This window comes from Bacillus sp. FJAT-45037 (assembly GCF_002797325.1).
In the GTDB taxonomy this organism is placed as follows: Bacteria; Bacillota; Bacilli; order Bacillales; family Bacillaceae_D; genus Alkalihalophilus.
On record NZ_KZ454938.1, the window covers coordinates 2416973 to 2432472 of the forward strand.

At 40.6% G+C, this 15500-nt stretch carries 14 protein-coding genes, 1 riboswitch and 1 other annotated feature; of the genes, 7 read left to right on the forward strand and 7 right to left on the reverse strand.

Annotation, left to right across the window (positions count from 1 at the left end):
• Positions 1–209 precede the first annotated feature (209 nt).
• The 3 genes from CDZ88_RS12300 to CDZ88_RS12310 all read right to left on the reverse strand — a co-directional run bounded on the left by CDZ88_RS12300 (position 210) and on the right by CDZ88_RS12310 (position 5742).
• Positions 210–1475 (reverse strand): M20 family metallo-hydrolase, encoded by a 1266-nt coding sequence (locus tag CDZ88_RS12300; RefSeq protein WP_100374686.1) that lies wholly within the window; start codon positions 1473–1475, stop codon positions 210–212.
• Positions 1476–1674: 199 nt separating this feature from the next.
• Positions 1675–4098, reverse strand: a complete 2424-nt coding sequence (gene leuS, locus CDZ88_RS12305) for a leucine--tRNA ligase (protein WP_100373828.1) — start codon at positions 4096–4098, stop codon at positions 1675–1677.
• 142 nt (positions 4099–4240) lie between these two features.
• Positions 4241–4465 (reverse strand) — a binding site (T-box leader).
• A 68-nt stretch (positions 4466–4533) separates the two neighbouring features.
• Positions 4534–5742: an MDR family MFS transporter gene (locus CDZ88_RS12310; protein ID WP_100373829.1), complete on the reverse strand. Its 1209-nt coding sequence runs from the start codon at positions 5740–5742 to the stop codon at positions 4534–4536.
• 250 nt (positions 5743–5992) lie between these two features.
• Here CDZ88_RS12310 and CDZ88_RS12315 point away from each other — a divergent pair, with 250 nt between their 5' ends.
• The 3 genes from CDZ88_RS12315 to CDZ88_RS12325 all read left to right on the forward strand — a co-directional run bounded on the left by CDZ88_RS12315 (position 5993) and on the right by CDZ88_RS12325 (position 8239).
• Positions 5993–6958 (forward strand): tRNA modification radical SAM protein MnmL/YtqA, encoded by a 966-nt coding sequence (locus tag CDZ88_RS12315; RefSeq protein WP_100373830.1) that lies wholly within the window; start codon positions 5993–5995, stop codon positions 6956–6958.
• Between the two features lies 1 nt (position 6959).
• Entirely contained in the window at positions 6960–7532 is a 573-nt protein-coding gene (locus CDZ88_RS12320) for a tRNA 5-(aminomethyl)-2-thiouridylate-methyltransferase MnmM (protein WP_100373831.1), read from the forward strand.
• A 140-nt stretch (positions 7533–7672) separates the two neighbouring features.
• On the forward strand, positions 7673–8239 hold the full coding sequence (locus CDZ88_RS12325) for a beta-class carbonic anhydrase (RefSeq protein ID WP_100373832.1): 567 nt from the start codon (positions 7673–7675) through the stop codon (positions 8237–8239).
• 49 nt (positions 8240–8288) lie between these two features.
• Here the strand turns inward: CDZ88_RS12325 and CDZ88_RS12330 are convergent, their stop codons facing one another.
• Together CDZ88_RS12330 and CDZ88_RS12335 are read right to left on the reverse strand one after the other, a co-directional pair.
• Positions 8289–9344, reverse strand: a complete 1056-nt coding sequence (locus CDZ88_RS12330) for a tetraprenyl-beta-curcumene synthase family protein (RefSeq protein WP_100373833.1) — start codon at positions 9342–9344, stop codon at positions 8289–8291.
• Positions 9345–9490: 146 nt separating this feature from the next.
• Positions 9491–10273, reverse strand: coding sequence for an alpha/beta hydrolase (locus CDZ88_RS12335; protein WP_100373834.1), 783 nt, complete (start codon positions 10271–10273; stop codon positions 9491–9493).
• Positions 10274–10391: 118 nt separating this feature from the next.
• Between CDZ88_RS12335 and CDZ88_RS12340 the strand changes: the two genes are divergently transcribed.
• The 4 genes from CDZ88_RS12340 to CDZ88_RS17750 all read left to right on the forward strand — a co-directional run bounded on the left by CDZ88_RS12340 (position 10392) and on the right by CDZ88_RS17750 (position 13252).
• On the forward strand, positions 10392–10904 hold the full coding sequence (locus tag CDZ88_RS12340) for a gamma carbonic anhydrase (RefSeq protein ID WP_100373835.1): 513 nt from the start codon (positions 10392–10394) through the stop codon (positions 10902–10904).
• 206 nt (positions 10905–11110) lie between these two features.
• Positions 11111–11650 carry a phosphatase PAP2 family protein gene (locus CDZ88_RS12345; protein WP_100373836.1) on the forward strand — a complete coding sequence of 180 codons (540 nt, stop codon included), beginning with the start codon at positions 11111–11113 and terminating at the stop codon, positions 11648–11650.
• Between the two features lie 42 nt (positions 11651–11692).
• Entirely contained in the window at positions 11693–12844 is a 1152-nt protein-coding gene (locus tag CDZ88_RS12350; protein WP_100373837.1) for a glycosyltransferase family 4 protein, read from the forward strand.
• 84 nt (positions 12845–12928) lie between these two features.
• Complete coding sequence (locus CDZ88_RS17750; protein ID WP_232718637.1) at positions 12929–13252, forward strand: hypothetical protein; 324 nt, start codon at positions 12929–12931, stop codon at positions 13250–13252.
• A 98-nt stretch (positions 13253–13350) separates the two neighbouring features.
• On the opposite strand, the gene CDZ88_RS12360 is transcribed toward CDZ88_RS17750, so the two are convergent.
• Both CDZ88_RS12360 and metK read right to left on the reverse strand, forming a co-directional pair.
• Positions 13351–13503: a DUF1540 domain-containing protein gene (locus CDZ88_RS12360; protein WP_100373838.1), complete on the reverse strand. Its 153-nt coding sequence runs from the start codon at positions 13501–13503 to the stop codon at positions 13351–13353.
• 128 nt (positions 13504–13631) lie between these two features.
• Complete coding sequence (gene metK / locus CDZ88_RS12365; RefSeq protein WP_100373839.1) at positions 13632–14837, reverse strand: methionine adenosyltransferase; 1206 nt, start codon at positions 14835–14837, stop codon at positions 13632–13634.
• 160 nt (positions 14838–14997) lie between these two features.
• A riboswitch (SAM riboswitch) is annotated at positions 14998–15110 on the reverse strand.
• Positions 15111–15500 lie beyond the last annotated feature (390 nt).

The window sequence follows — 15500 nt, forward strand, 5'->3', positions numbered from 1 at the left end:
CTTTCACTTCTTTATAGATACCTTCTACAGTCAATTGTTATTTTCCTTTTAATATCGCTTCCTTCAAACAAAATCAATTGTATATTTCGTATTCTTTTAATCTTTTTCTCACAATAAAAAACTCAATCAAATAAATGATTGAGCGAATGAAACATGATACGATACGATTCTATTATTTACTGCATATTTATCATTCAATAGATATAACCTTACTCCACGACTCTTCTCACTACAGTTCGATACAATAGCTCCGTCCCTTGTGAAATGTCATCAAATTCTGCACTTTCTTTTGGATTATGACTGATTCCATCTTTACAACGTACAAAGATCATTCCATAGTCACACACTGTCGACATCGCGATCGCATCATGAAACGGTCCGCTCATCAATTCAGGAATTGCTTCTCCGTAAATATCATTAGCAGCGCTTCGCATATCGTTCATAATGGATTCCGCACAATATCTCGGTTCACTTTCTGTGTCTACACGGATGGTGCTTGTCACCTGATGCTTCTCGCAGATTTGATCAATCGCTGGATAAAGAACAGCCTCTATATCTCTTCTTCGCCCAAGGTCAATGTCACGAAGATCGATTGTAAAACGCACTCTTTCTGGAATGATGTTTCTCGAATTTGGGAAAACTTCCATCTTTCCAACAGTTGCAACAGTTGGCGCTTCTGGATCTAGAGAGGCAAGCTCATGTAAGGTCAGCGTAATTTCTGCTGCAGCAACAAGCGCATCTTGTCTGTACGACATAGGTACGGACCCAGCGTGACCAGCAAACCCTTGAAGTTCAACCGTTAACCAAAGCGGTCCTGAGATACCCGTCACAATGCCAACAGGCAATCCGGCACGATCTAAAATAGGCCCCTGTTCGATATGCATTTCAATAAATTCTCCGATGCGTCCTGTCGGGTAAACAGATTCTTCAAACTCGCCAGGATTACATCCAAATTCAATCAATGCATCCTTCCGTGAAATTCCGTCTTTATCGACTCGTTCAAGCTCACCTTCTTCGAGTTGATTTAAGATTCCTCGTACACCAAACAATCCTTTATCAAATCGACAACCCTCCTCATCAGAAAAGGCAATCACTTCGATTGTTCGTTTCGGCTTTAATCCTTTATCCTTCATCGTCTGAATTACTTCAAGTGCACCTAGTACACCGACTGTTCCATCAAACTGCCCTCCATATGGCTGGCTGTCGATATGAGAGCCGAGTACTAAAATCGGCAAAGAATCGTCCTCACCTACCCATTGTCCAATCAGATTACCAAAATCATCAATTCTCGTATCCAATCCTGCATCTTCCATCCATCTTTTCACTTGTAAGACAGCTTGCTTATCCTCTTTTGATAATGTAAGGCGACATACTCCCGTCTCACCAATCTTTCCAATCTCCGCTAAGCATTCCAGTCTTGTCTGTAATCTATCATGGTTAACGGTTAAACTAGACAAGGAAAAAGATGTCTTCATATGAATCCCTCCAGTTTGTATTTCTCCTTGATTATATTTAAAATTTTCAATCTTTTCACTATGCAACATGTTCTTATCTCATTGACTTCATTAGACATTTTGTAAAATAGAGAGATGCTCTCCACAAAATAGTAAAAAAGAGCTAAGGCTGCACCTTAGCTCTTTCATATTTGTTTTTATTAAACTAACTTTCTTCTCATTACCCTACAACAATATTAACTAACTTCCCTGGTACAGCAATGACTTTACGTATAGTTTTATCGCCAATTGCTTCTTGGACTTTGTCATCATTCTTTGCAATCTCTTCCATTTGTTCGCGAGTTGCATCTGCTGGAATGATAAGTTTTGCGCGAACTTTGCCGTTAAGTTGTACAACGACTTCTACTTCATTTTCCACAAGTAGAGCTTCGTCATACGTTGGCCATGCTACATAAGAAATCGTTTCTTGATGACCGAACTTCTCCCATAACTCTTCAGCGAGATGAGGAGCAAGTGGTGCCAATAACTTAACGAAACCTTCCATTAGTTCACGTGGAAGTGTCTCTTGCTTGTAGGCATCGTTGATAAAGACCATCATTTGTGAGATTCCTACATTGAAACGAAGTCCTTCAAAGTCTTCTGTTACTTTCTTTACTGTTTGATGATACGTGCGGACAAACTCTTCTGACCCCTCCACTGCTTGGATTGCTGGGTTCAGTTCATTTGTCGACTCATCGATAAATAAACGCCAAATACGATCGAGGAATCGACGGGCTCCATCTAATCCGTTTGCTGACCACGCAATCGATGCATCAAGTGGTCCCATAAACATTTCGTATAAACGTAATGTATCAGCACCATGGCTTTCAACGATGTCATCTGGGTTTACAACATTTCCTTTTGACTTACTCATCTTCTCGTTGTTTTCACCTAGGATCATGCCTTGGTTGTATAGCTTTTGGAAAGGCTCTTTTGTTGGTACCACACCTAAGTCGTAAAGGAACTTATGCCAGAATCGTGCGTAAAGTAAGTGAAGAACCGCATGCTCTGCTCCCCCTACATAAATATCAACCGGCAGCCATTGCTTTAGTTTTTCTGGGTCAGCTAGTGCCTCGCTGTTGTTTGGGTCAATGTAACGTAGGTAATACCAACAACTACCTGCCCAGTTTGGCATCGTATTTGTTTCACGGCGGCCTTTCATCCCAGTTTTAGGATCTGTTACATGAAGCCATTCTTTGTTATTAGCAAGCGGTGATTCTCCAGTATCTGATGGTTTAATTTCCTTCATCATAGGCAATGTTAGTGGCAGCTCATTCTCCGGAACAGCTGTCATCGTGCCATCTTCCCAATGAATCATTGGAATGGGTTCGCCCCAATAACGTTGGCGGCTAAATAACCAGTCACGCAGACGGTAGGTTACTTTTTTCTTTCCGAAATAATTCGCTTCAAGCCATTCGATCATATTTGAGATTGCTGCTTCTTTTTCTAATCCATTTAAGAAATCAGAGTTCACATGTTCTCCATCACCTGTGTACGCTTCTTTCTCCACATCGCCACCAGCAACCACTTCAACAATCGATAGATCAAATGCTTTTGCAAATTCATAATCACGCTCATCATGTGCAGGAACAGCCATAATCGCGCCTGTTCCGTAACTAACAAGAACATAATCAGCAATCCAAATTGGAATACGAGCACCATTTACGGGATTCACGGCAAAGGCCCCAGTAAAGACACCTGTTTTTTCTTTAGAAAGTTCCGTGCGCTCTAGATCACTCTTAAGAGCCACTTCTTTGCGATATTGTTTAACGGCTTCTTGTTGCTCTGCCGTTGTAATCGTGTCAACAAGCTTATGCTCAGGAGCAAGCACCATGTACGTTGCGCCAAATAAAGTATCAGGACGCGTCGTGAACACATCGACTTTTTCCTCGTCATGACCATCTACTTTAAATGTCACTTCTGCTCCTTCAGAACGACCAATCCAGTTACGTTGCATATCTTTAATACTTTCAGACCAATCTAACTCATCTAAGTCTTCTAAAAGACGATCAGCGTAAGCCGTTATTTTAAGCATCCATTGTTTCATCGGACGGCGTTCAACAGGATGACCTCCTCGCTCACTTTTCCCGTCAATGACTTCCTCGTTAGCAAGAACCGTTCCAAGAGCCGGACACCAGTTCACTGCTACTTCATCGATATAAGCAAGGTCCTTTTCATAGAGTTTTAAGAAGATCCATTGCGTCCATTTATAGTAATCTGGATCAATCGTATTAACCTCACGATCCCAATCATAGGAGAATCCTAGTGATTTAATTTGACGACGGAACGTATCAATATTTTTAAGGGTAAATTCTGCTGGGTCATTTCCTGTATCAAGAGCATATTGTTCTGCCGGAAGTCCAAACGCATCCCATCCCATTGGGTGAAGGACGTTATGACCTTGCATACGTTTTAAACGTGAGAGGATATCTGTTGCCGTGTAGCCTTCTGGATGACCAACATGCAATCCAGCTCCTGATGGGAACGGAAACATATCAAGTGCATAAAATTTCGGCTTATCTGCATCCTCTGTTGTACGGAATGTTTTATTTTCTTCCCAATGCTTTTGCCACTTCTTTTCAATCTCTACATGTGAAAACGACATAGTTCTTCCTCCTCCTATTGGCTATCGTCCATTGATTACGTCACGTTTTCAGGATGACCACGTTCACCTCTTTTCAACCTCGATAATGATCTCGGTCAAAAAACTAAATGATCAACAAAAAACTCCCGCCCCTAACAATTATGTTAGGGACGAGAGTTTATTAATTCCCGCGGTACCACCCATGTTAACAAGTCAGATGACTCGTTCGCTTTAGCACGACTAACGGACGTGACCCGTTAAGGACTACTTCATCTTTCATCCTTAAAACTAAAAGGCGAGTTCATCATATTTGTGGGGCTGACTCGCACCATCCGTCAGCTCTCTTATGTCCTAAATATCATTACTACTCCTTCATAATCGTCAACATATGAACTTACTTAGTATTGTATGAACTTCAACTTGCGATGTCAAGCGTATTCATCGCCCATAATCACTTTACGTCGACATTTTCATCTCTTTTTCTTCGCGATCTCGTTGAACCCGTTTTAACGGAGCATCATATTTACTTAGGAACACAACTGCTATCATAAATAAGCCTAATAGTACATAGATAAGAACGGTCATCGAATACATATCCACTAAAAATCCGCCAAGTAGTGGCCCGATCATTTTCCCACCTGTGGCGACACTATTTATAATCCCCTGATAATATCCTTCTTTTCCTTTAGGAGCTAAATGATTTGCTATAGTCGGAACAGCTGGCCAGACAAACATTTCTCCAAATGTGAGAATAATCATTGCGACGAGAAATCCTGTAAAAATCGTTGCTTGAGAAAGGATAGCATAGGACACCATGAAGATCAAAACACCTGTGATCATTTGCCCTTTTAAAGATAGATTCCCTCTCTTAATGAGCCACGACACAACCGGCTGAGCAAGAACAATCATCAGTCCATTAATCGTCCAAAATAAACTATAATGTTGCAGTGGAATGCCGAGTGACTGAGTATGAACAGAAACATTGGCTTGCCACTGAGTATAGGCAACCCAACAGATAAAAAAGGCTACAGAAAGCAGCATTAGTGAATGCACTCGGTAATTCATCCGTAGCGGTGTTTTCTGTTCAAAGACATTCATAGAAGTCGCTCGGTAACTTTCTGCTTGCATCTTTCTGAATGCAACGACGACAAAAGCAAGTAAGATCGCATACATCACCGCATTGGCGATAAAGACGTAAGTCAGCTGAATGGATGCAACGACCCCAACCAACGCCGTTCCAATCGCAACTCCAACATTTTGAGCAACATACATCGCATTAAAGGGTTTTCTGCCTCCTTCTGGCCATAAACTGCCCGCTAATGCATACATCGCAGGAAACATCATTCCTGAACCAAAACCAAGACCCATTAATAAAAACATATAGAAATAATAACTATGGAAGAAAGCTAGAACCGTTGCACTACATGTTGTAATAATAATAGCGATCACAATCGTCCGATACGCCCCAATTTTATCAAAAAGACGACCACCGATTAAGTTTCCAATCACACCCGCACCTGCATTTAACATGAGCACAAATCCCGCTGCAGTTAATGATTTTCCTAATTCTTGATGAATGATGATCGCATTTAAAGGCCATAAAAAAGATGCCCCTGTGACATTGATAACCATTGCCACAATGAGCAGCCATAAAGACTTTGGCACATGCTCCCCACCTTTCTTTTGTTTAATCCATTCTATCGATTACTTCTTAAATACACGTATTATTTCGAGCACCAAAACAATACTAGTAGAGAAATTCATAAAAGGCAATCCTTTTTGATTTCCTTTTAAAACCCAGACGACATGTATCGTTGATCAACTTCTCTTTTCCTCTATGAAACCTGCATGCTACAATGAAGAGTAGGAGAAACAGCGATTCATATGAACGTTTAAAAAAGAAAGGCTGAACTAGATGATTAATCATTCAACCGCACCCGTCCCTTTACATTTTGGAGATAAGCGATATTACTCATGGAACTACCACTTACGCCAGCAATTTGGCGAGAAGATATTTAAAGTTCCTCTTGATGCAGGCTTTGACTGTCCAAATCGTGATGGTCAAGTCGCTCATGGCGGATGTACCTTTTGTAGTGAAAGGGGCTCGGGCGACTTTGCAGGAGATCGAACGCAAGACCTCGTCACTCAATTTGAGACGATCAAAGAGAAGATGCATAAAAAATGGAAAAGTGGCAAATATATCGGTTATTTTCAAGCGTATACAAATACATACGCTCCTGTAAAGACGTTACGAGATTACTTCGAAGTCATTTTAGACCAAGATGGTGTCGTCGGATTGTCGATCGCCACTCGTCCTGATTGCTTACCTGATGATGTCGTTGAGTACTTAGCCGAACTGAACAAACGAACCTATTTGTGGGTAGAATTAGGGTTACAAACCGTACATGAACGGACTGCCCAATTAATTAATCGTGCTCACGACTACCAATGCTACGTCGACGGAGTAAATAAATTACGAAAACATGGCATTCGAGTGTGCGCTCACATCATTAACGGTCTCCCTCTTGAAGACAGTAAAATGATGATGGAAACCGCACGAGAAGTGGCCAAACTTGATGTACAAGGCATCAAAATCCACTCCCTTCATTTGTTGAAAAAGACCGCAATGGTCAAGCAATATGAAAAAGGACTGCTCGACTTTATGAGCTTAGAAGACTATGTGAAATTGGTCGTTGATCAGCTAGAACTCCTACCCCCATCAATGGTCATCCATCGATTAACAGGCGATGGACCTGCGGACTTAATGATCGGCCCTATGTGGAGCATGCAGAAGTGGACTGTGTTAAACGCCATAGAAGCAGAATTAAAAAGACGAGACAGTTGGCAAGGGAAGTCTTATCAGGTGGAGGCGAAGGAATAATATGAAGCTTTTAGGAGTGCTACCTTTTGCGAGGTTTCTATTAGAGAGAAGTCTTGAACCCGCTGATGTTGCAATCGATTGTACAGCTGGCAATGGACATGATACATTGTTTCTAGCTAATCTTGTAGGTGAACGTGGTCATGTCTACAGTGTCGATGTTCAAGACGAGGCGATTCAACAAACGCATAACCGCTTGATAGAGGCTGGTCTTCGTGACCGAGTAACTTTAAAGAAGGTTGGACATGAGCATGTGACAGACTTGATTTCATCCTATCAACATAAGAAAGTAAAGGGTGCAATCTTTAACTTGGGCTATTTACCAGGTGGGGATAAGTCGATCGTGACTCATGCTTCGACGACAATTCAAGCAGTTGAATCGTTGCTTGCGATTATGCCAAAAGGTGGAGTAATCGTATTAGTCATTTACCATGGCCACGAAGAAGGTGCTCTAGAACGTGATGGTGTGATGAACTATGTAACTTCCCTTGATCAAAAAAAAGTCCATGTATTAAATTATTCGTTTATCAATCAAGCGAATCAACCGCCATTTATTGTCGCGATCGAGAAACGCTAACTTTTACTGATCTTGACAAACCGCACATATTGATTATAAATAAGAAGAGGACATGTTTATCGTGCTCTTCTATTATAAAAAAACTGATTTATGAATCATTTTCCTCATTATTCTTTTTACTTGAAAAGGAGTGTATATTCTTGGCTATTCTTGATTCTATCCTAGACTATAACAAATCGTTTGTGGCTACAAAGAAATTTGAGCAATATCAAACAACGAAGTTCCCTAATAAAAAACTTGTGATTTTGACTTGTATGGATACTCGTTTAGTTGAACTGCTTCATCACGCAATGGATTTAAAAAATGGCGATGCGAAAATTATCCGCAATGCTGGTGCCGTTATCTCTCATCCATTTGGAAGTATTATGCGTAGCATTTTAGTCGCTGTCTATGAGCTTCAAGCTGATGAAGTACTCGTTATTGGTCATCACGGTTGTGGCATGACTGGACTTCAATCAGAGTCCATCCTTGCAAAAGCGAAAGAGCGAGGACTAGATGTCGATGTTGTCGAAACGCTTGAATATGCGGGTATTGATGTGAAAGGATTTTTGACAGGCTTTGAAAAAGTAGAAGACAATGTGATTCATAGTGTCGATACCATTAATAATCATCCATTATTCGTCCGCAAAATCCCTGTTCACGGTTTAGTAATCTGTCCTGATACGGGAAAACTTGACCTTGTCGTTAACGGATATGATCACCTATAAGTTCAAAACCCCCTCTGCCTAAAATATAGACAGAGGGGGTTTTTACCTATTAAGTTCGTCTAAAAATCCAGCTATTCAAATAGAAAATAAGAGTGGGGAGCCCACCTGTTTTAATCATATTTTTCGACTTTTTCTTCATTTCTTTATTCCCTTGTACCTTTTCATCTGATAAATAAACAGCCAAAATGCCTTGGTAAATCATCCGATGAAATTTAGGGTCAGGAAGGGTCGCTAAGCTTTCTTCTGCCTGTTTGACAAAATAACGGAACCTCTCAATCATTTCTTCTTCATTTTCATAATAAAACAAGAAGTTCAATTCATCATCTGCTATATCTTCTTCTTGATCAATAAAATAATCAAGTAGGATATGTACTCCTTGAACCCACGGAAAATATCCAGCTTTTAACGTATCAGCCATCTCGGTCGTCATATTCGGCTTTGTTGCATAGGTTGCCAATGTGTATATACCAAGGGTTGAAGCCGTACAAGCCGAAAATTCATACCACGTCATGTTTTCTGGCATTTTATGTTTGTGGTTGTCAAACCATGATTTAAGCAGCGGAATGCGGTCTTCTTTTTTTACATGCTTGTATACTTGAAGATCACCGTAATACCCGCTTAATTCGAGCATCACTGGCTGCATGATGTGAAAGGAAGGGAAGGTCGCTAAAATTTGCTGGCATGTCTGAATTAAAGAATGCAAATAGCCACCATCTTCTTGCTCACTACGAAATTCATAATTGTTTTCTAAAGGTGCCCCAGGGGTCAGAGCTGTAAGAAGGGCATTATGTAAGGAACGAAAATCTTTTGGATCTAGAGAGTCACTTTGGTCACAAAGGTTATCTAAATAATCACACATAATTTGGTAAGCTATAATAAATTGAATCAATTCATCAAATCGATCACGTGCGAGCAAACCATAAACTCCACCGCCTTCGCAATGAAACTTCTTCCTTGCTAACGCATCAAGTGCTTGAGAACGCAATTCGTCATCTGGAATGGTTTGTGCCTTCTCAATCCATTGATTAAAATAACGATTAACAGTAGGAACCACATCCCGATAGATATTCATTAAAATCGGTATTGGCTTTGTTGGTACTTTCATATGAAGTGTTCTCCTCCATTCTTATCGATAACTAGTACATTAGCATAAATGAAAGCTATCAACAATCATCGAGATAGAAACTTCAATGAAACAACAAAAGCTGTCTACATTCGACAGCTTTCATTCACACTCTATACTCTTCCACGCTATGGCATCAATAAGTTAACAAACCCTATCGCATATCGAAAGACCTCTTCACGTTCTGGCTCATTAAAGATCTCATGATACAGACCTTCCCATTCTTTAAAGTACTTCTCTGATAACAATAAAGAATCAAACCAATCACGAACAGCGACTTGATCGACCAGATAATCCTCACCTGATTGCATCACAAGCACTGGGATATTAGGCATTTTTTCAGGGTAGCGTTTAGCTATGTGCATTGCTTTTGTTAATTCTTGATACCATCTTGCCGATACTCTTGTGACCCGTAACTCATCCTTGATATATTCTTCTCTAATTTCTTCATTTCTCGTGCACTGTTCGGAGCGTATACCAGATTTTGCGCTGAATGTTGGTGCAATGCGATGAATCATCTTTGTTGCAAGTGCCTTTGTTTTTGGAGGTGGACTCGCTAGCCCGACACATGGTGATGACAAAATAGCCGCTACAATTTGTACAGGATTTCTCTCCATTAATGTACGAATAACAGCAAGACCACCCATGCTATGACCGAGTAAAACAATCGGCATGTTTTTTAGTCGCGCTTCTTCTAACCATTCTTCAATGGAATCAAGATACTGCGTAAAAGATTGTATATGCCCTCTTTTTCCACGTGTCTTTCCTTGACCTGGCAAATCACCCATAATCACATCAAAACCATGTTCATTCCACTTTTTCGCAAGCCACTTGTATCGACCATGATGCTCCCCTGCGCCGTGCACAATCACAACGACACCTCGAGGCTCTGAAATCTCCCATTTCCACATCAGCAAATCCCCCTTCGTTCTTTTCTATTTTTTAACGATGGAAACTATCCCTTTGATCCGAATTTACGTTAAGATTAGTATAGCTTCTTTTTCACTAAATCAAAAGGATGTGAGTAAAATGATTTACCCTTATCAAGGAAAATGGCCAACGATTTCAAGTAGCGCGTTCATTGCTGATTACGTCACGATTACTGGTGATGTCAGAATTGGAGCCGAAACAAGCGTTTGGTTTCAAACCGTCATACGAGGTGACGTCTCCCCGACAATTATTGGCGAGCGCGTAAACATTCAAGATCAGTCTATGTTACATCAAAGCCCAGATTACCCTTTAGTCATTGAAGATGATGTGACAATCGGTCATCAGGTACTGCTACATAGTTGCCTCATCCGTAAAAAAGCTTTAATTGGCATGGGTTCCATCATTTTAGATGGTGCTGAGATTGGTGAAGGTGCTTTTATTGGGGCAGGTAGTCTTGTTCCTCAAGGAAAAAAGATCCCCCCGAACACTCTGGCCTTCGGTCGTCCTGCAAAAGTTGTGCGTGATCTAACTGAAGATGATATGAAGGATATGGAACGTATTAGAAGAGAATACGTGGAAAAAGGTCAATCTTACAAACAAGTAAAAGCATAGTTGCATAAATAAAAGAAATAAACGGTCTTTCCTAGATGGGAGGGCTGTTTTTTTGTCGCTTCTTCCCCTTATGTGTAGATTATGATTAAGATTTTTACGTTTAATAGTGAATATTTACATAATTCTTTAAAGTAGCTTTGATATTCTCTTAATAATTGCATAGTAAACTAAATGTAAATACATCTAACTCATTTGGGGTGATAAAAATGATTGTGAAGAAGTCGTGGCTATTTTTGTATGAAGCAGATTGCCAGCTCTTTTCCTTAGTTAATAAACAACGTCAATGGATGACTCCGATGCAATGGATTACTCATGTTGGAGGGGCTAGAGTGACCGTTTTGTCAATGCTTCTTTTGCTACTTTTAACTAGAGGTGATACCCAAACGACTGCAGGTGCAGCGGCTTGCGCGTTAATTATTAGCCACCTCATTGTCATGGCCATTAAACACTATCTCCCAAGGTTCCGACCTTATATGACCATTAAAGATTCTAATGTAGTCTGTAACCCCTTAGCTGACCATTCCTTTCCTTCTGGTCACACGACAGCAATCTTTTCCATCTGCACTCCTTTTATGATGATGATTCCGCATCTGGCTATCTTGCTGTTGCTTTTGGCTGTACTTGTCGGCGTGTCACGTATTAGTCTAGGACTTCATTATCCGTCTGATGTGATTGTCGGTGCCGCTCTCGGCTTCTCCGTTGGTTTTTCATGTATGACACTCATTCCTAGATTCATAGGCTTATAATCAAGCAAAGTTTCAATATGAAACATATGGGGGGATTTATTGATGAAGCTTGCTTTATTTTCAGACACGTACAGTCCTCAAGTAAACGGTGTAGCTAGAACCCTTACACGACTAGTATCACATCTTGAAAAGCGTCAAGTGAATTACCAACTATTCGTTCCGGATCAATTGGATCGACGAGACCCTTTTTCAAGTAACATCCACGGTTTTACGAGCTTTCCTTTTTTTCTATACCCTGAGTGTCGTGTAGCTTGGCCTAATTTAATTAAGATGAAGAAGCAACTTTCGTCCTTTGATCCAACTGTCATCCATGTAACCACTCCCTTTAACATCGGTCTTTCTGGACTACACTACAGTAAAAAACAAGGGATACCAATAGTAGGATCGTATCATACGCATTTTGATCATTACCTTGAATACTATAAACTTCATTTTCTATCCGATGTCATGTGGTCGTACTTACGCTGGTTTTATGCTAGCTGCGAAAAGATTTTTGTTCCCTCGAAAGAGACGATGGAACATCTCGAGGAAAAAGGTTTTAAAAATATTGACATTTGGAGTCGCGGCGTTGATTGTCACTTGTTTCATCCATCTAAAAAAGAAGCATTCTTATATGACGTATACAAAATCAATCGTAAATTTGTTTTGCTTTACGTCGGTCGAATGGCTCCAGAAAAAGATTTAGCAACATTAAAGAACATCATGCGTCGCATCCCTGAAGCGCTTCGTGACCAGATTCATTGGATTTATGTAGGTGATGGACCGATGCTATTTGAAATGAAGCAAGAATTTATAAATGACGCCGTTACCTTTACCGGCTATTTGAATGGTGAGTCCCTTGCTGCAGTCTACGCATTAGCTGACTTGTTCGTCTTCCCGTCTCAAACAGAGACATTTGGAAATGTCGTCCTTGAGTCTCTAGCAGCAGGGACTCCAGCTATCGTTGCGAATAAAGGTGGGGTAAAAGAAATTGTTCAGCATAGAAAAACAGGAATGATTTGCGAAGCCGGGCATGCTCAATCTTTTGTTGAGTCGATCGTGGAAGTGTTGAGCCAGCCTTCTAAGAGATTGCAGATGAGTTATGAAGCTCGTGCTTATGCCCGTACACAATCGTGGGACCGAATTTTTGACGATTTACTCATTCAATATGAAAGAACCAGTTTGATTCAACAAAAAGCTCAATACCTTGCGTAACTTTATCACCTCTTGATAGGCAGCTACATAGGTTGGTAGGAGAAATTATTAACCGAGCTAATTTATCATGAGGAGTGATACGATATGTATTATTATGATCCATCTTACCAATCAGCGGTTTCATATGATTATGAGGGCTATTATGACTTAAGGCAAGCTCCAACAGGACCTCCACCTCAGACCATTCCTATGACTGCTAGTGGACCGCAAGCCTTCGCTGTCGACCCCGGAGCTATCCAACGCTGTTTATTTCGTTTTACCTTTATTCGATTGAACAATGGAGATTCCTTTTGGTTTTACCCAACCTTTGTTGGGAGAAACTCTGTAGCCGGATACAGATGGTGGTACTTCCGTTGGGTTAATTTCGGTATTGACCTTCGAAGAATTTCATCGTTCCAATGTGTGTAGAAAACATGGTACTTTTCTTTCAACTAATTGAATAATATTGATTATTATTCTCAATAATAAGTGAGAAGGACTTATTTAAGTCCTTCTCACTTCCATCATTACATCGGTTCAAATGTTTTACAGTCCGTTTCTTCAGAACGGTCTGCTTGCTTTCCTTTATGGCTAATCACATAAATCTTCTCTGCCTCGCATCGATTACCATTTGACCAATTCACACAGTTATTGACTTCGCATAATACATCTTGTGCCATCGTATTCACCTCCATTGCTCCTCTAGTTTGACCGAGGGAGGGGCGTCACATACTCGTCCTTTCCTCCTTTCCACGACAAAAAAGCACGAGCCCCCAAAACATATGTGGGCTCGTGCTTTTTTATTATTTTACAGACCTGCTTGTTCTTTTAACGTAGCAGCTTTATCTGTTTGCTCCCAAGAAAGCTCGATGTCTGTTCGACCGAAGTGACCGTAAGCAGCAGTTTGCTTATAGATCGGACGACGAAGGTCTAGCATCTTAATCATGCCAGCTGGGCGTAAGTCAAAGTTAGCGCGAACAAGAGAAACTAAAGTCTCTTCAGAAACTTTTCCAGTACCAAACGTATCAATTGAGATGGACACAGGCTGCGCTACTCCAATTGCGTACGCTATTTGCACTTCACACTTATCAGCTAGTCCAGCTGCAACGATGTTTTTCGCTACATAGCGAGCAGCATAAGCACCTGAGCGGTCAACCTTTGTCGCATCTTTACCAGAGAATGCTCCGCCACCATGACGAGCATATCCACCGTACGTATCAACGATGATTTTACGCCCTGTAAGACCAGCATCCCCTTGAGGTCCACCGATTACGAAGCGACCAGTTGGGTTTATGAAGTATTTTGTATTCTCATCAATGAGTTCAGCAGGAACAACTGGCTTGATGACATACTCTTTTAAGTTACGTTGAATTTGTTCAAGCGCTACTTCAGGGTGATGTTGAGTTGAAATGACAATCGTATCAATACGAACAGGTTTCCCGTCTTCATCATATTCAACAGTTACTTGTGTTTTTCCATCAGGACGTAGGTAAGGAAGAATTTCCTCTTTACGAACTTCTGTTAGACGACGAGCTAATTTATGGCTTAAAGAAATCGGTAATGGCATAAGCTCTTTTGTTTCGTTATTAGCATAACCAAACATTAGCCCCTGGTCCCCTGCACCAATAGCTTCTATCTCAGCATCTGTCATTTGACCTTCACGAGCTTCTAACGCTTGGTCTACACCTTGCGCGATATCAGCTGATTGTTCATCAATTGATGTTAAAACGGCACAAGTTTCAGCATCGAAACCGTATTTCGCACGAGTGTAACCAATTCCTGAAATCGTTTCACGTACGACTTTTGGAATGTCAACGTACGTGCTTGTTGTGATCTCACCTGCAACAAGGACAAGCCCAGTTGTAACTGTAGTTTCACAAGCTACACGTGCATTTGGATCATTGGTTAGAATAGCATCAAGAATCGCATCTGATATTTGATCACTGATCTTATCTGGATGTCCTTCTGTTACTGACTCTGATGTAAATAAATGACGACTTTTCTTCTCTACCATGTTCAAATTCCTCCTATGTACATGATGATTAGATCAATGTACGAATGATTTGAGACGGCACTCGTTCCTCATCCAATTGGTGACAAAACGGTTTAAGACGTATATAAACGTAGAAAACCCTATTCCTGCGAGGAAAAGGGTTGAAATGTTTACCTTTCGCCTCTTATCGTTCAAGGCAACCGCCTTGCAGGTTAGCACCTTTTCACTCGACTTGCATGAGTGTTGGTTGCTGGGTTTCTCAGGGCCTGTCCCTCCACCTACTCTGGATAAGAGTATCCGTTCGCGACATATCATAACGTACATACAAAACTCTGTCAATAACATGTGGAAATTCATTAATATTCGTACTATAATAGCATGAAAACCTCACTCCATTAGGTTATACTAATGAAGAATAAATAACATGTTATAATAGGAAGAAAACCATAAACCAATAACCTCCCTTGAGATTATATATGTAATCGTCACCATTGTATTAATCAAAGCAGAAACATCCACATCTCTCTTCCTCGTTTTAAAAAATTAAACCATCTCATTTTTATGACTGTTTATCATCCTACTCTATTTGTCCTACAACAAATGGTTTAATCAACCATTTCTCAAAAAAACTTTCACATTAGTATAGACTAATTGGTATAATGTGTTATACTAATTGACATAGAA